Below are 18,414 nucleotides of genomic sequence, written 5' to 3'. Positions count from 1 at the left end.
AGTGCTCCCGCCGACTGCATACGGTCAATGCCCCCGTAACACGGAACAGCGCATTCCGGCCAACGGCAAAGACTTCCCCAAAGGGGCTCTCACCTGCGCTTTTCTTGAGTGGAGGAGGCAGCACGGAGAGCGTCACCGACCAGCACCGCCGCGTCGTCGCGGGCGTGATCGATCGTGTCCGGGACGATGTGCAGACCGTGCGCGACCAGGCCACCCTCATGCGGCAGCATGAGCGTCCTGCCGAGCTGCGCCGCCCCACGGGGCGCGATGCCACGGACGAGGCCGGTGAACAGGGCGAGCATCCAGGCCTTCTGGCCGGTGATGACCTGGTATGCGGGGTGCGTCCGCTGCGTGACCAGCGTCGTCTTCACGGCGCTCGCGGCGGGCGCGGGCGCCGCGAGCGCCGTCGGCGGAGGCGTCGTGCTGGGTGACGATCAGCTGGCTGGTGGCGCTCTCCACCTTCGGCGGGTACGGGCCCTACTGGCTGATCCTGCGTCACTCCGGGGCCACGCAGGTCAACACGCTCATGTTCCTGATGGCGCCGGTGACGGCCCTGAGAGGCGCCCTGATGTTCGGCGAACCCTTCGGCGTACAGACGGCATTGGGGCTCGCGGCCGGACTCGCGGCGGTCGCCGTCGTACACCGGGGGGGAAGGGCTAGCCGACCACAGTGGTGTGCGCGCCGCAGGACGCGCCGCAGGACGAACAGCCTCAGTCCGCCAGCCGGAAGTCCGCGTAGTCGAAGCCGGGCGCGACGACGCAGCTCACCAGGACCGGTTCGTCCCCGGCAGGGCGCGCGGCCTGCCACACTCCACCGGGCACCAGGATCTGCGGGCGCTCACCGTGCTCGACCCCCGGGCCAAGACGCATGGGCGCCGAACCCTCCTTCGGAAGATCGCCGTCACCCCCCAGGCGCAGGTCCAGGGGGCCACCACGGTGCCACAGCCAGATCTCGTCGGAACGCACCACGTGCCAGCGGGACTCCTCTCCCGGACAGAGCAGGAAGTAGATGGCGGTGGCGGCCTTTCGCGCGCCGGGGTAACCCGTGGGCGTGAAGGAGTGGCCCGAGGCCCAGGTCTCCACGAACCAGCCACCTTCCGGATGTGACTCCATACCCAACTCACATGCCAAGGCAGGGCGTTCACTCGCGTCACTCACGCGCGCTCTCCGTTTCCGAATGTCGATGGGGACGAATCCGGCGCCGGGGACGACGCGGACTCAAGGCGTGAGAAAGCCTTGCACAGTGGACGCGTACCGCTCGGTGATCTCGGCGATCGGCGCGCCCCGCACATGCTGCCCGCGGGCTATCCCGTACATCACGCCAAGACCGAGCAACATGCTCACCGCAAGCTCCGCGCGCACACCCGCATCCCGTCCCGCGAGGCGCTCACTGAGGCGTTCCACCACCTGAGTCCGGAAGTTGGCGCGCAGGATGTCGCCCTGTTCGCGGTGGAGCGGGGCGAAGACGATCCGCAGGATGGGGTCGGCGCCGTGCTCGGCCTGGCCGGTGAGGAGGTGGTGGACCATGTGGTGACCGAGCTCGGCCAGGGGCGCGTCGAGGAGTGCCTCGGCGTCGGTCTCGAAGGACATGACGCGGGCGAAGAGCGCGTCCTTGTTGCCGAAGTACTTCAGGATCAACGGCGCGCTCACACCGGCCCGTTCGGCCACCGCTTTGAGCGTGATGTCGGCGTGTGCGTGCCGGGCGAGAAGGTGGCGGGCGGCGCGGATGATGACGGCCTTCGTCTCCTGGGCGTCGCGGCGGGCGGGCCCGGTGGCAGCCGCATCGGGCCGCGCCGCCATACCGGAGGCCGGGCTGGTCATGGCGTCAGAGGTGTTCAAGGTGTCAGCTTCTCCCTTCCAGGGCCGTCTCCTGCGTGGGCCCTGGCCGCCCGACGGTCCGCTCCGGGCCGTCCGGTGACGGGTCCGAGGGTATGGCGACGGCCGCGGCGCAGGCGACGAGTGCGACGCTTCCGCCCATGGCGAAGGCCAGTTGATAGCCGGGCAGAGTCGGCACATGCACCCCGTCGAGGACGGTGGTGTGCCGGACGAGCACGGCGGCGACCGCCGCGCTGCACACGCTCTGCCCGATGGTGCGCATCAGGACGTTCACGCCGTTCGCGGACGCGGTCTGCGCGAGGGGCACCGCCCGCAGGATCAGGGTGGGCAGGGCCGAGTACGCGAACGTCGTTCCCGTCGAGACCACGGCCGCCCCCAGCAGGATCACCCAGAGATCGCGGCTGTCGGCGATACGCACGACATAGCCCAGAGCCATGGCCGCAGCCCCGATCGCCAGCGTCACGCGGGCGCCGTACGCGGTGGAGACCCGGGCCGAAACGGGCGAGAGCACCAGCATGATCAGGCCGTTGGGCAGCAGGCAGAGCCCGGTCGCCACGATCGACAGGCCGAGGCCGTAGCCACTGGCGACGGGCGCCTGCACCAGCTGGGCGGTGACCAGTGAGTTGGCGTAGAAGGCGAACCCCGCCAGAAGCGCCGCCACGTGCGGCAGCGCCACGCGCCGCCCGGAGGCCAGACGCAGATCCACCAGGGGCTGCTTCGAGCGGAGTTGCTGCCTCCACCACACGGCAAGGACGACGAAGGCACCGGCGAACAGGCCGAGCACGGGCGCGCTGCTCCACCCCCACTGCCCGCCCTGCGACACCGCGAGCAGGAGACAGACCAGACCGACGGCAAGCCCCAGCGCACCCCCTATGTCGAAGCGTCCCGGCGAACGGACCGGCGACTCGCGTACGGTCCACCAGGCGAGGGCAAGACCGAGGGCGCCTAGAGCGCTCGTCGCCCAGAACATGGCGTGCCAGTCCGCGTACTGCACGATCAGCGCGGCGAGCGGCAGGCCGAGCGCCGCCCCGATCCCGACCGTCGAACTCATCAACGCCACCGCCGAACCGGTGCGCTCCGGCGGGAGCTCGTCCCGCAGAATGCTGATCGACAGCGGTACGACGGCAGCCGCGGCGCCCTGCAGCGCGCGGGCCGCGATCAGCAGGCGGATGTCGGAGGTGAGCGCGCAGAGTGTCGAGCCCACGGTCATCAGGCCGAGCGCGGCGAGCAGCACCCGCCGTTTGCCGTACATGTCGCCGGCCCGGCCGAGTACGGGTGTGAGGACGGCACCGGCCAGGAGCGTGGCGGTGACCAGCCAGGACACCGCACCCGGTGAACTGCCGGTCAGCCGCGGCAGATCGGGCAGCAGCGGCACGACCACCGTCTGCATGACCGCCATGAGAATGCCGCCGAAGGCCAGAACCGGAACCGTCAGGCGGGCGCCTATGCCTGTGCCGGCCGAAGAAGATATCGGGACGAGCTTCATGATCACTCCAGCGCGGACACGCAGTGCAGAGAAGCGAATGGAAGGCGAAACGAAGTGAATGAGAATTCACCATAGCGGGTGAATGGGCTTTCACCGCCGCTGAGTTCGGAAACCAGTTCCAGCCATCCCAGGCTTGAACACCACAGCGAAGAGCGGCCAACTGCCTTGTGGGCCGCGGGTACCGCCACTGCGGACGGTATGGAGTCAGCCATAATGCCGCTCATGAAGAATCTGCGAATTGGACTGGTCGGGACCGGCCCCTGGGCCTCGTCCACGCACGCTCCGGCGCTCGCCGCGCACCCGGACGTGGAGTTCAGCGGCGTATGGGGACGGCGGTCCGACGCGGCGACCGCGCTGGCGTCGGGGCACGCGACCACGGCGTACGCGGACGTTGATGAACTGTTCGCCGCGAGCGACGCCGTGACGTTCGCCGTGCCGCCGGACGTGCAGGCGCCGCTGGCCGCACGGGCCGCCGCGGCGGGGTGTCATCTGCTCCTGGACAAGCCGGTGGCGACGACCGTGGCCGCGGCACGTGACCTCGCGGCGGCGGCCGAGGCGGCCCGGGTGGCGTCCGTCGTCTTCTTCACGCTGCGCTTCGCCGGGCCGACGTCGGCCTGGGTGGCTCAACAGGCTGCGATCGAGGGCTGGTTCACGGGGCGCGCCGACTGGTACGGCTCGTTCTACTCGGCGGACGGGACCAGCCCGTTCCCGTCGCCGTGGCGAGCGCGGCGGGGCGGTCTGTGGGATGTCGGCCCGCACGCCCTGTCCGTCCTGGTGCCGGTGCTCGGCGATGTGACCGACGTGACGGCGGCGGCGGGCCCGGCGGACCTGGTCCATCTGGTCCTGCGACACAGCGGCGGGGCATCGAGCAGCGCGACGCTGAGCCTGAGCACGCCCGCGAAGGCTTCGGGGGTGACGGTGGAACTGCGCGGCGAGGCGGGAACGGCGCTGATGCCGTCCGGGGGCGAGGCGCTCGGCGCGTTCCGCTCGGCGGTGGACGCGCTGGTCGAGTCGGCGCGATCCGGTCGGCCGCACGCCTGCGACGTGCGGTTCGGACTGCGCGTGACGGAGATCCTGGCCCTGGCCGAGAAGCAGCTTCCTGCCGAATGAGGTGACCGGCTCCCCGCCGGATGAACGCGACTGCCGATCGTGTCGCTGGACCGCCCGGCACAACCGCGGGCGGCCGGTACCGTGGCCGCTACGTAATGGCGAGTGACGGCACCGGCCGCAGCCAGTGGACCCAAGAACCGATTCGGGAAGTCATGCGCCGTACGTCCCGAGTGTGCCGTTACCGACCACACACATCGGAATACGAACAAGCGATCCATACACTTCCCGCAGCGGCCCAATGGGCCTAGGGGGTACCCAACGCCGGGGAATTTCAGCCAATTTCAGCTCCCCGGTCAAGATGCCCCACACTTGTGTCCGCGTGCCCGCCGACGATGGAGCTTGCAGGTCGGCGGTTCCGCTCCATCCATGATGCCGCATCGGCTGATCGTTTTTCTTCGGGCAATCTTTACTACCAAAGTCGCTGCGAATATTTAGACTGGAGGCGCTCAACTCGGCGTGTACAAGAGGGATTAGCCACCATGAACAAGACGGCGCTCCGCGCTCTGCTCCGCGAACGACGCGCCCTCATTGCCCCCGAATCGCACGGCTTCAGCCGCCCCACGGGCCAGGGGCGACGGGCCCGCGGGCTCTCCCAGCATCAGGTCGACCAGCTGTTGCACCGGGCCATTGGGACGTATCACCGGTTGGAGTCGGGGAGTTATCCCAATCCGCCCGCTTCGCTGTTGCGGGATGTCGCACGCCTGTTTGGGCTCAATGAGCAGGAGTGGGTTTCGCTCTGCCGGTACGCACTGCTGCAGGAGCCACCCGGTCCACTTCACCAGTCGTCCGGGAAAGAAGTGCCCGGGGTGTGGCAGGAGGCGGTCGACGGCGTCCGTCACATGGCTTACATCACTGATGCGTCATGGGACATGCTCGCCTACAACGAAGCCCTCACCACCATGTTCCCCGACAGGAAAGTCCCCGGCAACATCATGCGGTGGATGGTCCTGGACCCCGTCGCCCGCCGGACACTGATGGACTGGCACACCGCCTGGGCCCCCATGGTGCTGCCGCAGCTTCGAGCGGCCCTCGCGTCCCGGCCCGAGGACGGCACTCTGCGCCAGATAGAGAAGGAGGTCCTCGCCGACCCCGAGACCGCCGCCCCCTATGACGCCGGCAACCCCTATCCCCACCCGGACGGCGACGAGCGTCCGCTGCTGCACGCCGAACGGGGTCCGGGCTGGGTCACCATGTGCGCCGCCCAACCCTTGACCGCGCCCGGAGCCCGGCTCATGATCCTTGTGTTCCACCCCGGCGCACAGCGCTCCCACACGCGTGCGCCCATGCTGCGCGCCCACTGACGGGACGTCAGCGGCCTCCACGGTTCGGAGAGGGGGACGACTTCAGCACCTTGAAGTACGTTGTGCCCCACCCCCCACATCCGACACGACCGCCCGTGGGAGTCGCCTCGTGCCCGTTCATGTCTCCAGACCCAAGACAGTCCTGGGTGACCACAAAGTCACTACCGCCGAGATAGCCGACGACATACTCGCCCATCATCCCGACCACCCCCGGCTCCGGGCGATCCTTCGCGTGGTCGGCAACTGCGGTGTCCTGACACGCCACTTCACCCGGCCGCTGGACTCCCCCACCGTCTCCGGCTCGGCCGACATGGGCGAACGTGCCCGCGTCGCCTTCGGTGACGCTCTCGCCATGGCCGAGCGTGCCGCCATCGCAGCCCTCGACACGGCCGGAATCGCCGCCGGTGACATCGATGCCATCGTCACCACGCACACCACCAGCTGGGCGATCCCGAACCTCGACGTCAACCTCATCGAACGTCTCGGCCTGCGCCCTACAGTGCGCCGCATAGCACTGACCACGGTGGCCTGCCCCGGGGGCGCCCACACTCTCATCCGTGCCGCTGAACTGGTCGGCGCGCACCCCGGGAGCAAGGTCCTCGTGGTGGCCGCGGAGGTCCTGTCGGCCATCTACCAGCACTCCGACACCAGCATCGAATCGATGATCTACAAGGCCCTGTTCGGGGACTCGGCCTCCGCGGCGGTCGTCACGGACACCCCCCTCGGCCCGGGACTCACGATCGACGGCACCTTCGAGTACGTCCTGGCTGACAGCCTCGATCGGCAGCGCGGTCGAATCGACGTGGAGGGCATCCACTTCGACTCCAGCAAGAAGGCCCTCAGCGCGGCCGCGGAAGTCCTGCCCCACTTCAAGAATTGGTACGGCCCGGAAGAAGCACCCGACTTCGCCGTCATCCACCCCGGCAGCCCCCGCATCCTCTCCGACACCGCCACCTCACTCGGCCTGGCCCCCCACGACACCCGCCACTCCACCGACACCCTCGCCGACGAGGGCAACCTCGGCGGCGTCAGCGTCCTGAGAGTCCTCGAACGCACCCACGCCGCTCCTCCCGCCGACGGCGCCCGCGGTGTCATGGTCGCCTTCGGACCCGGCTTCGCCACCGCGGCGCTGCGCTGTCGCTGGCAGGCGTGACCCTGGCCGCTCCCGGGGATGGAGCCGGAGCTCCACCAGCGGTAATTCGGTTGTCACACCCCACCCTCGGTGCTGAAGTACCCGCATGGACCATGTAGAGGTACTGGCGGCCTACGACCGGCAGATTCGGCGCGGCGCGCAGACGGAAAGCCCCGGTGCGCGCGTCGAGCGGGCCGGAGCCGTCGTCCGGCAGATCGGCCCGGAGCACGACTGGAACGGCGTCCACTGGGCGGACGTCGACGCGGCCACGGCGGATGCCGTCATCGCCGAGCAGGTGCGGTACTACACGTCCCTCGGGCGCGAGTTCGAGTGGAAGCTGTACTCCCACGACCGCCCCGCTGACCTCGCCGACCGGCTGCGGGCGGCCGGCTTCGTCCCCGAGCCGCCGGAGACCGTGATGGTGGCCGAGGTAGCCGACCTGTCCACGGAGCCCGAACCGCCCGAGGGAGTCCGCCTGCTCCCGGTGACGGACGCGGCCGGCGTGCGACTGATGGCGGACGCCCACGAGATGGCGTTCGGCGATGACGGCTCGGGACTCGCCAAGCGGGTCCTCACCCAGCTGACCGAGACCCCGGACGCCGTCGTCGCGGTGGTCGCGATGGCGGGTGACGTGCCGGTGAGCTCGGCGCGGATGGAGTTCTACCCCGGCACCGACTTCGCCGGCCTCTGGGGTGGCGGCACCGCACCGCAGTGGCGGGGCAAGGGCATCTACCGCGCCCTGATCGCCCACCGCACCCGCATCGCCGCCGAGCGCGGATTGCGCTACCTCCAGGTGGACGCCACCGACGACAGCCGCCCGATTCTGCAGCGCCTGGGGTTCGTACCGCTGAGCGTGACGACGCCGTTCGTCTACGAGCCCCAGAAACATCAGTAGCGGTGATCACCCTCCGGGTTCCACACACGCCGGGCGGCCGGTGACTTCACCCTCGCGACAAGAGATAAGGTAAGCCTCACCTAATCTCTCCGAGGGGATCATTGTGCGTGCGTGGGACGTGAAGGCCGTCGTCGGCCTGTCCGTGATCGGGATGCTGCTGACCGGCTGCTCGTCGGGCGGCGGGAGCGGGGCGGATGGCAAGGGTGCGGCCGAGGGGTCCCGCAACAAGGTGGCCGGAGCCGTCGAGGGGCCGACCGCGGCCCCCGCCGAACTGACCGGCACAATGGGCTCGAAAGCCACGGACGGGGACTTCCCGCGCACCGTCGGCCACTACGAGGGCAAGACCGAGATCTCCGAACAGCCGAAGCGGATAGCCGCCCTCAGCACCGGCCAACTCGACGACCTCCTCACCCTGGGCCTCGTCCCCACGGCCACCACGCGCGCCGACAACGCCGGGCTCGTGCCCGACTATCTGCGCGACGCCTTCCCGCGTGAGGAGTCCCGGCTCACGAAGATGACCGACGCGGGCACCCGCTCCGCACCCAACCTGGAAAGCCTGGAGGCGGCCGAGCCGGACCTGATCCTGGTCAACCAGTCGCTCGCGGACCTCTACCCCAAGTTGTCGAAGATCGCGCCGACGGTCGTGACCAAGGGGCAGGGCATCAACTGGAAGCGCGACCTGCTCCTGGTCGGCGCGGCCGTCGGAAAGGGCGAGCAGGCCAAGAGCCTGCTCGACGACATCACCGACGAGGCGGCCGCCGAGGGGAAGAGGACCGACAGCGCCGCCAGCACCGTGTCCATGGTGCGCTTCACACCCGACAGGACCCGGATGTTCGGCGTCTCCTCCTTCACCGGGTCCCTCGCCGTCGACATGGGCGTCGGGCGGCCCAAGCCCCAGAAGTTCAGGGCGATTTCCGAGGACATCAGCACCGAACGCATCGATCTCGCGGACGGCGACTGGATCTTCTACTCGGTCCAGGGCGACCCCGAGAAGACGGACGCCGGAAGCGTGCTCGCCGGGCCGCTGTGGAAGTCCCTCAAGGGGGTCGAGTCCGGACACGCCGTCAAGGTCGACGACGACCCGTGGTACCTCAACGCGGGCCCGACGGCGGCCCGGTTGGTGGTCAAGCAGCTCGCGGCGTCGCTCGGCTCATGAGCTCCCGTACAGCTGGGGCGAGTTGGCTGGCGGTCGCGCTGGGGCTCACCGTCGCCGCCGCCGCCCTCAGCCTGGCCGTCGGTACCCGGTCGGTGCCGCTGTCCACCGTTCTCGACGCGGTGGCGCACCATGCGGACTCACCGGACGCTCTCGTGGTGCGGTCACTGCGGGTGCCCCGCACCGCTGTGGGACTCGCCGCGGGCGCGGCCCTCGGTCTGTCCGGGGCCGCCCTCCAGGCCGTCACCCGCAATCCGCTCGCCGACCCGGGCATCCTCGGGCTGAGCCAGGGAGCGGCGGCCGGGGTCGTCCTCGCCATCGCGACCGGCCTGGCGAGCGGGTTCTCCGGGTACGTCTGGTACGCCTTCGGGGGTGCGGTCGTCGCCGCCTGCGTCGTGTACGCCATTGCCGCACGCGGCCGGGGCGGGGCCTCACCGGTCAAGCTCGCGCTCGCCGGGACGGCGTTCTCCGCGATGGTGGCGGGCGCCACCACCGCGCTGCTGACGTCGAGTTCGGCCACCCTCGACCAGTTCCGGTTCTGGCAGGCGGGTTCGCTGGCCGGCCGCGACGCCGGGATCGTCACGCAGATGCTGCCGTTCATGGCAGCCGGGGCGCTGCTCGTACTCGGCTGCGCCCGGGGCCTCGACGCGCTCGTCCTCGGTGACGACACCGCGCGGGCTCTGGGCCACAAGGTGCACACCGTGCGGATCTGCGCGGCGCTGGGCGCCACCGTCCTGACCGCGGCGGCCGTCGCCGCGTCGGGCCCCATCGCCTTCGTCGGCCTGGCCGTCCCGCACCTGGCCCGCCGCATGGTCCGCGGCGGCCACCGCACGATACTGCCGCTCTCCGCCCTGCTCGGCGCCTGTCTGCTGCTCGCGGCCGACGTGGCGGGGCGGGTGGTGCGGGCGCCCGCGGAGGTACCGGCCGGGGTGATGACCGCGCTGGTGGGGGTGCCCGTACTGATCGTGCTCGTACGGAGGAAGGCAGGGGCTACGTGAAAGGTAACGGTGGCACGATGACCGCCGCCCGCCCGCCCGCTGCCGGTCAGACGGTCCTGCGCCGCCACCGCGTGTCCCTCCTCCTGCACCGGCGTTCCGCCGCCACGGCCACCGTGCTCCTGGTCCTGCTCGCCGTGGCGATGGCCGTGTCGGTCTGCGCGGGCCAGAACTATGTCGCGCCGGGCGACGTGTGGGACGTCCTGCGCGGCAGGACGAGCCCGTACACCCTGGTCGTCTCGGAACTGCGCGTCCCGCGCATCGTGCTCGGGGCACTGGTCGGCGCCGCGCTCGGGGTCTCCGGCGCCCTGGTGCAGACGGTCACCCGCAACCCGCTCGCCAGCCCCGACGTCCTCGGCGTCGGACACGGCGCCGCTGCGGCGACCGTGCTCCTGCTCGCCACCGGCACGGTGACCTCACCGGGCGCCCTGCCCGCCGTCTCGGTCGCGGGCGGTCTGGGTGCGGCGGCGCTGGTGTACGCGGTGGCGTGGCAGCGGCACGGAATGCGGGCGAACCGCTTCGTCCTGACGGGAGTCGGGATCGGCGTGGCCCTGTCCGCGATCGTCCAGCTCTACCTCACGGACAGCGACCAGGCCGCCGCCGAGCAGGTCAAACTGTGGCTCGCGGGCAGCCTCAACGGACGCGGGTGGGAACAGGCGGTACCGCTCACCTGGATCCTCCTGTTGTGCCTGCCCGCCCTGCCCTGGGCCGCGCGTGCGCAGCGCTATCTGAGCCTGGACGACGACACCGCGGCGGCCCTCGGAGTACGGGTACGGCCGACCCAACTCGGCCTGACGGTACTGGGCGTGATTCTCGCGGCGACCGCGACCGGGGCCGCGGGACCCATCGGTTTCGTCGCCCTCACCGCGCCACAGCTGGCCCGCCGTCTCACCAGGACCGCCCATCTCCCGCTCGTGTGCGCCGCGTTGACGGGTGCGATCACCGTGGTGGGTGCGGACCTCGCGGCCCGTACCCTGGTGCCGCCGCTGGAGATCCCGGTCGGCGCGCTCACGGCGCTTGTCGGCGGCCCGTACCTGCTGTGGCTCCTCGGCAAGGGGGATGGCAACGGCGTGCGGTGAGGGTGTCCTGACCGGCTACAGCAGCTTCGCGATCGCCTCCGCCGTGTCCGTCTCGCCGAGCCTCGGGAAGATCTTCTCGACGCTGTTGCGGTGTGCGTCGGCGTCCATGTCGGTCACGGCGTCGACGGCGACCGTGACGTGGTAGCCGTGCTCGTGGGCCGCGCGGGCCGTCGACTCGACGCCGATGCTCGTCGCGATGCCGGCGACCACGACCTGGGTGACGCCTCGGCGGCGCAGCTGGAGGTCCAGGTCGGTGCCGTAGAAGGCGCCCCACTGCTGCTTGGTGACGACGATGTCGCTGTCCTTGCGCCCGAGTTCGGGAACCAGGTCCGCCCAGTCGGCGGGCACATCGCCGCCGCGAGCCGGCCCTTCGGTGCGCCCGGGGGCGCCACCGGTGACACGGACCAGGACGACGGGCAGACCGCGCTCGCGGAAGGCGCCGGCCAGGCGGGCGGACCGCTCGACGATCTCCGCGGAGGGGTGGGCCGTGGGCAGGCCGGTGATGCCCTTCTGGAGGTCGACGAGGACGAGCGCCGTGGTGGGGTCGAGAGTGGTGGCAGTCATGGATCAGATCTCTTTCCTACGTGGGTCGTACGGGGATGGGGCCGGGAGTTGGTCAGGTGCGGGCGCGCAGGGCCCGGTCCGTGAGGGTCAGGGCGACCAGGGCGAGCGCGAGGACGGCGCCGACCGCACCCATGAGGTGCAGTCCGGCGTCGTCGGCACGCTGCCCGTAGGCGAGGCCGATCAGACCTGACGCGGCGATGGCGCCGATGTACTGCGCCGTGCGCTGCAGCCCGGCGGCGGAGCCGATCTCGTCGGCCGGGGCGAAACTCTGCACGGCTGCTTGGTTGCTGGTGCCCATGAGGCCCTGTGGGATGCCGAAGCAGGCGCCGGCCAGGAGGAGCACGGCGAGCGGTGTACTGCCTGAGGTGAAGAAGAGCAGCGCGCTGCCCACGACGAGCAGGACGGAGGCGATGCCCAGCGGGGCGCGGATGCCCCTCGTACGGGCACCGAGCAGCGAACAGGCAAGGGCGGCAAGGGACATGGGCAGCATGACGAGCCCGGTGTGCAGGGACGACAGGCCGCGGGCCTCTTCCAGCCACTGGGTGAAGCCGTACATCACGCAGTACACGACCAGGTAGCTCAGGCCGTGCCGCAGGTAGGTGCGGGCCAGTGCGTGGTTGCGGCCGAGCATGCGCAGGTCGATGAAGGGGCGCGGGTGGCGCAGCTGCCACCAGGTCAGCACGGTGGAGAGCGCCGCCACGGGGGCGAGCAGCCACCACAGGGGGTGCGCCAGATCGAGCAGGAAGACGACGAGGCAGGTCAGCGCGCCGGTGAAGAGCAGGGTACCGAGCGGATCGAGGCCGCCCGCCACGGCCTTGCCCGGCCGCTCCCCGCGCGGCGGGTCCTTGGGGATCCAGCGGAGCGCCGCGCCGTACGCGAGGAGTGCGACGGGGACGTTGACGGCGAAGATGCCGCGCCATCCGGCGGTCGCGACGAGGAGTCCGCCGAGCGTCGGTCCGATCGCCGCGCTGCCGAGCGCGGCGAAGGAGAGCCTGCCGAGGACGGTGCGCGGGGTCGTCCTGCCGAGCCTGCGTGACTCGTCGCGCAGGACGGCCATGGCGGCGGGGTAGGCCGCCGAGGTGCCTATGCCAAGGAGCAATCGGGAGACGAGCAGCCAGGCGAAGCCCGGGGCGAGCGTGCCGACGAGCCCGGAGGCGACGACGACCACGAGTCCGCCGAGGAAGACCCGGCGCGGCCCGATGCTGTCGGCGAGCTTGCCGAGCACGGGCTGGGAGACGGCGCTCGCGAGGTAGAGGACGGACACGAGCCAGGCGGTGTCGGCGGCGCCGACGCCGAAGTCGTGCCCGATCGCCACCAGGGCGGTGGAGATCATCGTGGTGTTGAGCGGGTTGAGCAGTGAGCCGAGGAGAAGGGGCGCCGTGAGCCGCGCCCCGAAGGCGGGAGGCTCGGCCGCCGCGGGGCGGGCCGGGGCGTCCGCCTTCGTCCTCACTTCTGCACCAACCGCTCCAACAGCACGATGGCGTCGGCCAGTTGGCGGCGCTCCGCCGGATCGAGTCCGTCGGCGAGGACCGTCGAGAGCCAGTCGTGCTTGGCGGCCCGCATCTCGGTGAGGGTGCGATGCCCCTGATCGGTCACGGAGACGACGGACTGCCGCCCGTCGTCGGGGTCGGGGGCGCGCTCGACGAGCCCCATCTCTTCGAGGGCGCTCACGGTCAGCCGCATGGACTGCGGCCGGACGAGCTCCTCGCGGGCCAGACCCGCGGTGGTGGCGGGGCCTTTGCGGTCGAGGCGGGCGAGCACGGAACGCTGCGTGGGGCTGAGTCCGGTCGCCGGTGTCACCCCGCGCAGGCGCCGCACGAGTCGCCGGACGACGTTCGACAAGTCGGCGGCGATCTGCTCGGGAGCCGAGTCGCCGGAGGGGGGTGCGCTCATGTACGCCACCGTATGAGATAGGCAGGCAACCTTGCAAGGTTGCCTGCCTATCACCCCTGTACACGTACCAGCGGACGCGTACTAGCGGATCGGCATCCCCGACAGTGTCCGCGCGATCACCAGACGCTGGATCTCGCTCGTGCCCTCGAAGATCGTGTAGATCGCGGCGTCCCGGTGCATGCGCTCCACCGGGTACTCACGCGTGAAGCCGTTGCCGCCGAGGATCTGCACCGCCTGGGCGGTGACCTTCTTGGCGACCTCGCTCGCGTACAGCTTCGACATGGAGCCCTCGGCCGACTCGAACTTCTTGCCCGTGCTCGCCATCCACGAAGCGCGCCACACGAGCAGACGGGCGGCGTCGATCTGCGTACGCATGTCGGCGAGCTGGAAGGCGATGCCCTGGTTGTCGATGATCGGGCGACCGAACTGCGTACGCGTCTTGGCGTACTCCAGGGCCTCTTCGTACGCGGCTCGGGCCGTGCCCACGGCCATGGCGCCGACGGCCGGGCGGGAGGCCTCGAAAGTGGCCATCGCGGCGTTCTTCACGCGCTCGCCGCCGGTCTTGGCGCGCTCCCTGGCGCGGGCGAGGCGCTCGTCCAGCTTCTCCTTGCCGCCGAGCAGGCAGTGACCGGGGACACGGACGTCCTCAAGGACGACCTCGGCGGTGTGCGAGGCGCGGATGCCGTGCTTCTTGAACTTCTGGCCCTGGGAGAGGCCGGGGGTGTTCGGCGGGACGATGAAGGAGGCGTGACCCTTGGAGCCGAGGTCGGCGTCGACGACCGCGACGACGACATGGACGTTGGCGATGCCGCCGTTGGTCGCCCAGGTCTTGGTGCCGTTGAGGACCCACTCGTCCTTGGCCTCGTCGTAGACGGCGCGGGTGCGCATGGCCGCCACGTCGGAGCCCGCGTCGGGCTCCGAGGAGCAGAAGGCGGCGAGCTTGACGTCGTTCACGTCGCCGTACATCTGCGGGATCCAGGTGCCGATCTGCTCCTCGGTGCCGTTGGCGAGGACGCCGACGGCGGCCAGGCCCGTGCCCATGATGGACAGGCCGATGCCCGCGTCACCCCAGAAGATCTCCTCGGTCGCCATCACGATGCCCAGGCCCGTGGGGTCGAAGAACTGCTGGGCGTAGAAGTCGAGGGAGTAGATCCCCAGCTTCGAAGCCTCCTGGATGATCGGCCAGGGGGTCTCCTCACGCTCGTCCCATTCGGCGGCCGCGGGGCGGATCACGTCAGCGGCGAACCCGTGGAGCCAGTCCCGGACCTCCTTCTGTTCGTCGTTGAGCTCCATGGTGAACTCGGCCATGACCCCTCCAGGACCTGCGGTGAAGACATACGTTACTTGCGGTAACTGGAGTCTGTTACCGGCCGGTAGCCGATGTCAACTCCCGGCCGCCCGTTCGATGGGCGCCGAGCGCGGGGTGTTACGTTGCGCATGCGTAACGCAATCGCATGGGCGGGGAGAGAATCGCTATGGAGACCACCACAGAGCAGACCGATCAGCAACGGTCTGCGGAGCGCCGGCGGCGCGAGTTGCTGGAGGCCGCCGACCGGGTGGTGCTGCGTGACGGGCCCGGCGCCTCGATGAACGCCATCGCCGCCGAGGCCGGCATCACCAAGCCGATCCTGTACCGGCACTTCGGCGACAAGGGCGGACTGTACGCCGCGCTCGCCAAACGGCACACCGACGCGCTCCTCGACTCGCTGCGCGCCGCCCTCGACGCCCCGGCCGAGCGCAGGGAGCGGGTCGAGCAGACGCTTGACACCTACCTCTCGGCGATCGAGGCCCGCCCGCAGGTCTACCGCTTCCTGATGCATCCCTCGGACGCCGCGAGCCCCGGCGAGCAGGGCTTCGACGTGGGCCTGCACTCCGCCCCCGTCCTTCGGCGCATGGGCGAGGAGCTCGCGCAGGTCATCGAGGAGCGGGTCGACCTCGGCCCTGGCAGCGCCCAGCTCGCACGCGTGTGGGGGCACGGCATCGTCGGCATGATGCACGCGGCCGGTGACTGGTGGCTCGGCGAACGGCCCTGCCCGCGCGCGGAGTTGGTGAGCAGCCTGGCCGACCTGCTGTGGGGACGACTCGCCGCGGCGGGCAACCGCATCGGCGGCCCCGGCTTCTGAGGTTCGGGAGCCCGCGGGAAGTCAGCTGCGCCAGGGCGCCTTGGCGGCGGCCCGCAGAACCTTGCGCCGCCGCCAGCCAGTGACGTGATCGGTGTAGACGCCGCCCTCCAAGTGGTCGCACTCGTGCTGCAGGCAGCGCGCGAACCAGCCGGTCCCGTGCACCCGCACCGGCTCACCGCGCATGTCGACGCCCTCCACCACCGCGTGGTCGAAGCGCGGCGTACCCGCCTCAAGGCCCGGCAGCGAGAGGCACCCCTCGGGACCGCGCACGCTGATGCCGTCCGCCTCCACGAGGCGCGGGTTCACCACGTGCCCGAGATGACGCACATCGTCGTCGTCCGGGCAGTCGTACACGAAGACCCGCTGGTTCACGCCGATCTGGTTGGCGGCGAGGCCCACGCCCTGGGCGGCGTACATCGTGGCGTACATGTCCTCGATGAGCCGCACCAGTTCGGGGCCGAAGTCGGTGACCTGCTCGCACGCCTTGTGCAGCACGGGGTCGCCGAGCAGAGTCAGGGGTCGTACGCGCCCTGAGGCGCCCGGGATCGAGCCGTGTCGCATGGCCGCAAGGGTACGGTCCTTGGAAAGCCCCGGGGTCGGGGTGGTGCCGCGGTTCGGGCTTGTGAGTGGATCTCGATAGGCTGAGGTTCATCGCGTTGCCGGGGGCAGTCGCGGCGCCGTACGCAAGGAGGATCCAGAACTGATGGCAGGCAACACGGACCCGCTGTCGCCGCGGGCCAAGCTGGCCGTGACGGCGGGCAAGGCGGCCGCGGCGGTGTCGCGCGCGGCGGGCCGCGGCAGCGGATCGGTGATCGGCGGCCGCGTTTCGCTCAAGCTCGACCCCGACCTGCTCGGGCGTCTTGCCACGCACCTCGATGTGGTGCTCGTCTCCGCCACGAACGGCAAGACGACCACGACCCGGCTGCTCGCGGAGGCGCTGCGCGCCAGCGGGCCCGTGGTGTCGAACGCCCTTGGCGCGAACATGCCGGCCGGGATCACCTCGGCCCTCGCGGGCGGCTCGGATGCCAGGTTCGGCGTGATCGAGGTCGACGAGAAGTACCTCGCCGGTGTCGCCCGTGATGTGACACCGAAGGCGATCGCGCTGCTCAACCTCTCGCGCGACCAGCTGGACCGCGCCGGTGAGACCCGCATGATGGCGGAGAACTGGCGCGAGGGCCTGGCCGGTTCCAAGGCGGTCGTGATCGCGAACGCGGACGACCCGCTGGTCGTCTGGGCGGCGTCCTCGTCGCCGAACGTGGTGTGGGTGGCCGCGGGACAGGAGTGGAAGGACGACGCCTGGTCGTGCCCCTCCTGCGGCGGTGTGATGCAGCGCCCCGGGGACGACTGGTTCTGCGGCGAGTGCGGCTTCCGCCGTCCCGCGCCCAGCTGGGTGCTCTCCGGCGACCACGTCCTCGACCCGCACGGCTCGGCCTGGCCGATCCATCTGCAGCTGCCGGGCCGGGCGAACAAGGCGAACGCGACCACGTCGGCCGCCGTCGCCGCCGTCTTCGGAGTGCCGCCACAGGTCGCCCTGGAGCGGATGTACCAGGTGCAGGCGGTCGCCGGACGCTATGACGTCGTGCAGTTCCAGGGCCGCGATCTGCGTCTGCTGCTCGCGAAGAACCCGGCGGGCTGGCTCGAAACGTTTTCGCTGATCGACCCGCCGCCCACCCCGGTGGTGCTCTCCGTGAACGCCCGTGGCGCCGACGGCACCGACACCTCCTGGCTGTGGGACGTCGACTACACCCGCCTGGCGGGACACCCGATCTTCGTGCTCGGCGACCGCAAGCTGGACCTCGCCGTGCGTCTTGAGGTCGCGGGCCTGGACTTCCGGGTCTGCGAGTCCCTCGACGAGGCCGTGCAGCTCGCGCCGCCCGGACGGATCGAGACGATCGCGAACTACACCGCGTTCCAGGACCTGCGCCGCCGCGTCGGCAACTGACCCCACCGGACCCTCTAGACCCTCGTAGGGACGAATGAGCATGAGCGACAACAGCCTGCGGCTGGTGTGGGTCTACCCCGACCTGCTGAGCACGTACGGAGACCAGGGCAACGCCCTGGTCGTGGAGCGCCGCGCCCAGCAGCGCGGCCTCCAGGTCGAGCGCTACGACGTGCGCAGCGACCAGCCGGTGCCCACCTCCGGCGACATCTATCTGATCGGCGGCGGCGAGGACCGCCCGCAGCGACTCGCGGCCGAGCGCCTGCGCCGCGACGGCGGACTGCAGCGGGCCGTGGGCAACGGCGCGATCGTCTTCTCGGTGTGCGCGGGGTACCAGATCCTGGGCAACGAGTTCATCAACGACCTCGGCCAGCGCGAGCCGGGCCTCGGCCTGCTCGACGTGATCTCCACCCGCGGCGAGGGCGACCGGTGCGTCGGCGACGTCCTGGGCGACATCGACCCGCAGCTGGGCCTGCCCCCGCTGACCGGCTTCGAGAACCACCAGGGCATCACGCACATCGGCCCGTCGGCGCGGCCGTTCGCACGCGTCTCGCTCGGCCGGGGCAACGGCACGGGTGACGGCACCGAGGGCGCGTTCAACGGCACCGTCTTCGGCACGTACATGCACGGCCCCGTCCTCGCTCGCAACCCGCTCATCGCGGACCTGCTCCTGAAGCTGGCCCTCGACGTGAACGCGCTGCCGCCGACGGACGACCGCTGGTACGAGGCGCTGCGCGCCGAGCGCATGAACGCCGCACAGCAGCCCGCCTGATGCCCTTGCCGCACAGGTGAGCGGCACAGTCCAGCAGTCGGACGCCCGGTGCTGCCCCGCCCCCTCCCGCCTATAGGGTGGCGGGGTTCCCGCCGGACGACGTGGTCCGGACTTCGGCCCACGTTGCAGAGGGCCCC

General features: G+C 70.8%; 19 protein-coding genes and 2 pseudogenes. 12 read left to right on the top strand and 9 right to left on the bottom strand.

Annotation, left to right across the window (positions count from 1 at the left end):
* Window positions 1–89 precede the first annotated feature (89 nt).
* On the bottom strand, window positions 90–371 hold the full coding sequence (locus ACFVXC_RS19190; RefSeq protein WP_389906953.1) for a hypothetical protein: 282 nt from the start codon (window positions 369–371) through the stop codon (window positions 90–92).
* On the opposite strand from ACFVXC_RS19190, the pseudogene ACFVXC_RS19185 reads away from it, so the two are divergent.
* Window positions 343–709: pseudogene (locus tag ACFVXC_RS19185) on the top strand (EamA family transporter); the annotation flags it as partial. The gene ACFVXC_RS19190 and the pseudogene ACFVXC_RS19185 sit on opposite strands and share 29 nt — an antisense overlap.
* A gap of 1 nt (window position 710) precedes the next feature.
* On the opposite strand, the gene ACFVXC_RS19180 reads toward ACFVXC_RS19185, so the two are convergent.
* From ACFVXC_RS19180 to ACFVXC_RS19170, 3 genes are all read right to left on the bottom strand, one after another.
* Complete coding sequence (locus ACFVXC_RS19180; protein ID WP_389906603.1) at window positions 711–1,112, bottom strand: cupin domain-containing protein; 402 nt, start codon at window positions 1,110–1,112, stop codon at window positions 711–713.
* A 105-nt stretch (window positions 1,113–1,217) separates the two neighbouring features.
* Window positions 1,218–1,799, bottom strand: coding sequence for a TetR family transcriptional regulator (locus tag ACFVXC_RS19175; protein ID WP_389906919.1), 582 nt, complete (start codon window positions 1,797–1,799; stop codon window positions 1,218–1,220).
* Between the two features lie 43 nt (window positions 1,800–1,842).
* Entirely contained in the window at window positions 1,843–3,321 is a 1,479-nt protein-coding gene (locus ACFVXC_RS19170; RefSeq protein WP_389906602.1) for an MFS transporter, read from the bottom strand.
* Between the two features lie 222 nt (window positions 3,322–3,543).
* Here ACFVXC_RS19170 and ACFVXC_RS19165 point away from each other — a divergent pair, with 222 nt between their 5' ends.
* The 8 genes and pseudogenes from ACFVXC_RS19165 to ACFVXC_RS19130 all read left to right on the top strand — a co-directional run bounded on the left by ACFVXC_RS19165 (window position 3,544) and on the right by ACFVXC_RS19130 (window position 10,986).
* Window positions 3,544–4,431: a Gfo/Idh/MocA family protein gene (locus tag ACFVXC_RS19165; protein WP_389906601.1), complete on the top strand. Its 888-nt coding sequence runs from the start codon at window positions 3,544–3,546 to the stop codon at window positions 4,429–4,431.
* A gap of 332 nt (window positions 4,432–4,763) precedes the next feature.
* Window positions 4,764–5,147: pseudogene (locus ACFVXC_RS19160) on the top strand (helix-turn-helix domain-containing protein); the annotation flags it as partial.
* Window positions 5,148–5,270: 123 nt separating this feature from the next.
* The gene (locus ACFVXC_RS19155) at window positions 5,271–5,732 is read left to right on the top strand and encodes a hypothetical protein (RefSeq protein WP_389906917.1); all 462 of its coding nucleotides are present in this window, start codon (window positions 5,271–5,273) and stop codon (window positions 5,730–5,732) included.
* A gap of 109 nt (window positions 5,733–5,841) precedes the next feature.
* A complete protein-coding gene (locus ACFVXC_RS19150) occupies window positions 5,842–6,885 on the top strand; it encodes a PhlD (protein ID WP_389906600.1) in 1,044 nt (347 codons plus the stop codon).
* A gap of 85 nt (window positions 6,886–6,970) precedes the next feature.
* Window positions 6,971–7,759: a GNAT family N-acetyltransferase gene (locus tag ACFVXC_RS19145; RefSeq protein ID WP_389906599.1), complete on the top strand. Its 789-nt coding sequence runs from the start codon at window positions 6,971–6,973 to the stop codon at window positions 7,757–7,759.
* A gap of 103 nt (window positions 7,760–7,862) precedes the next feature.
* Window positions 7,863–8,915: an ABC transporter substrate-binding protein gene (locus ACFVXC_RS19140; protein ID WP_389906598.1), complete on the top strand. Its 1,053-nt coding sequence runs from the start codon at window positions 7,863–7,865 to the stop codon at window positions 8,913–8,915.
* Window positions 8,912–9,910, top strand: a complete 999-nt coding sequence (locus ACFVXC_RS19135; RefSeq protein WP_389906597.1) for a FecCD family ABC transporter permease — start codon at window positions 8,912–8,914, stop codon at window positions 9,908–9,910. The genes ACFVXC_RS19140 and ACFVXC_RS19135 overlap by 4 nt, the downstream gene beginning before the upstream one ends.
* Before the next feature lie 17 nt (window positions 9,911–9,927).
* Window positions 9,928–10,986, top strand: a complete 1,059-nt coding sequence (locus ACFVXC_RS19130; protein ID WP_389906596.1) for a FecCD family ABC transporter permease — start codon at window positions 9,928–9,930, stop codon at window positions 10,984–10,986.
* 15 nt (window positions 10,987–11,001) lie between these two features.
* Here the strand turns inward: ACFVXC_RS19130 and ACFVXC_RS19125 are convergent, their stop codons facing one another.
* The 4 genes from ACFVXC_RS19125 to ACFVXC_RS19110 form a co-directional block, all read right to left on the bottom strand.
* Window positions 11,002–11,550: an isochorismatase family protein gene (locus ACFVXC_RS19125; protein ID WP_389906595.1), complete on the bottom strand. Its 549-nt coding sequence runs from the start codon at window positions 11,548–11,550 to the stop codon at window positions 11,002–11,004.
* Between the two features lie 52 nt (window positions 11,551–11,602).
* The gene (locus tag ACFVXC_RS19120; protein WP_389906594.1) at window positions 11,603–13,000 is read right to left on the bottom strand and encodes an MFS transporter; all 1,398 of its coding nucleotides are present in this window, start codon (window positions 12,998–13,000) and stop codon (window positions 11,603–11,605) included.
* Entirely contained in the window at window positions 12,997–13,443 is a 447-nt protein-coding gene (locus ACFVXC_RS19115) for a MarR family winged helix-turn-helix transcriptional regulator (RefSeq protein ID WP_389906593.1), read from the bottom strand. Before ACFVXC_RS19115 ends, ACFVXC_RS19120 begins: the two co-directional genes overlap by 4 nt.
* 81 nt (window positions 13,444–13,524) lie before the next feature.
* Window positions 13,525–14,751, bottom strand: coding sequence for an acyl-CoA dehydrogenase family protein (locus ACFVXC_RS19110; protein WP_389906592.1), 1,227 nt, complete (start codon window positions 14,749–14,751; stop codon window positions 13,525–13,527).
* A gap of 167 nt (window positions 14,752–14,918) precedes the next feature.
* On the opposite strand from ACFVXC_RS19110, the gene ACFVXC_RS19105 reads away from it, so the two are divergent.
* Window positions 14,919–15,566: a TetR family transcriptional regulator gene (locus tag ACFVXC_RS19105; protein ID WP_389906591.1), complete on the top strand. Its 648-nt coding sequence runs from the start codon at window positions 14,919–14,921 to the stop codon at window positions 15,564–15,566.
* A gap of 21 nt (window positions 15,567–15,587) precedes the next feature.
* On the opposite strand, the gene def is transcribed toward ACFVXC_RS19105, so the two are convergent.
* On the bottom strand, window positions 15,588–16,127 hold the full coding sequence (def, locus tag ACFVXC_RS19100) for a peptide deformylase (protein ID WP_389906590.1): 540 nt from the start codon (window positions 16,125–16,127) through the stop codon (window positions 15,588–15,590).
* Window positions 16,128–16,269: 142 nt separating this feature from the next.
* On the opposite strand from def, the gene ACFVXC_RS19095 reads away from it, so the two are divergent.
* Both ACFVXC_RS19095 and ACFVXC_RS19090 read left to right on the top strand, forming a co-directional pair.
* On the top strand, window positions 16,270–17,508 hold the full coding sequence (locus tag ACFVXC_RS19095) for a MurT ligase domain-containing protein (protein WP_389906589.1): 1,239 nt from the start codon (window positions 16,270–16,272) through the stop codon (window positions 17,506–17,508).
* A gap of 40 nt (window positions 17,509–17,548) precedes the next feature.
* A complete protein-coding gene (locus ACFVXC_RS19090; RefSeq protein ID WP_389906588.1) occupies window positions 17,549–18,277 on the top strand; it encodes a type 1 glutamine amidotransferase in 729 nt (242 codons plus the stop codon).
* The last annotated feature ends 137 nt before the right edge of the window (window positions 18,278–18,414 follow it).

Source organism: Streptomyces sp. NPDC058257, from assembly GCF_042881845.1.
Taxonomy (GTDB): Bacteria; Actinomycetota; Actinomycetes; order Streptomycetales; family Streptomycetaceae; genus Streptomyces.
The sequence above is the reverse complement of the archived record's forward strand: the minus strand, read 5'-3'. Positions and strand labels throughout refer to the sequence as shown.

Bases quoted from the DNA above. Each gene is read 5' to 3' on its own strand.
- ACFVXC_RS19180 (WP_389906603.1), bottom strand. From the start codon at position 1,112: ATGGAGTCACATCCGGAAGGTGGCTGGTTCGTGGAGACCTGGGCCTCG.
- ACFVXC_RS19175 (WP_389906919.1), bottom strand. From the start codon at position 1,799: ATGGCGGCGCGGCCCGATGCGGCTGCCACCGGGCCCGCCCGCCGCGAC.
- ACFVXC_RS19170 (WP_389906602.1), bottom strand. From the start codon at position 3,321: ATGAAGCTCGTCCCGATATCTTCTTCGGCCGGCACAGGCATAGGCGCC.
- ACFVXC_RS19165 (WP_389906601.1), top strand. From the start codon at position 3,544: ATGAAGAATCTGCGAATTGGACTGGTCGGGACCGGCCCCTGGGCCTCG.
- ACFVXC_RS19155 (WP_389906917.1), top strand. From the start codon at position 5,271: ATGGCTTACATCACTGATGCGTCATGGGACATGCTCGCCTACAACGAA.
- ACFVXC_RS19145 (WP_389906599.1), top strand. From the start codon at position 6,971: ATGGACCATGTAGAGGTACTGGCGGCCTACGACCGGCAGATTCGGCGC.
- ACFVXC_RS19135 (WP_389906597.1), top strand. From the start codon at position 8,912: ATGAGCTCCCGTACAGCTGGGGCGAGTTGGCTGGCGGTCGCGCTGGGG.
- ACFVXC_RS19130 (WP_389906596.1), top strand. From the start codon at position 9,928: ATGACCGCCGCCCGCCCGCCCGCTGCCGGTCAGACGGTCCTGCGCCGC.
- ACFVXC_RS19125 (WP_389906595.1), bottom strand. From the start codon at position 11,550: ATGACTGCCACCACTCTCGACCCCACCACGGCGCTCGTCCTCGTCGAC.
- ACFVXC_RS19115 (WP_389906593.1), bottom strand. From the start codon at position 13,443: ATGAGCGCACCCCCCTCCGGCGACTCGGCTCCCGAGCAGATCGCCGCC.
- ACFVXC_RS19110 (WP_389906592.1), bottom strand. From the start codon at position 14,751: ATGGCCGAGTTCACCATGGAGCTCAACGACGAACAGAAGGAGGTCCGG.
- ACFVXC_RS19105 (WP_389906591.1), top strand. From the start codon at position 14,919: ATGGAGACCACCACAGAGCAGACCGATCAGCAACGGTCTGCGGAGCGC.
- def (WP_389906590.1), bottom strand. From the start codon at position 16,127: ATGCGACACGGCTCGATCCCGGGCGCCTCAGGGCGCGTACGACCCCTG.
- ACFVXC_RS19095 (WP_389906589.1), top strand. From the start codon at position 16,270: ATGGCAGGCAACACGGACCCGCTGTCGCCGCGGGCCAAGCTGGCCGTG.
- ACFVXC_RS19090 (WP_389906588.1), top strand. From the start codon at position 17,549: ATGAGCGACAACAGCCTGCGGCTGGTGTGGGTCTACCCCGACCTGCTG.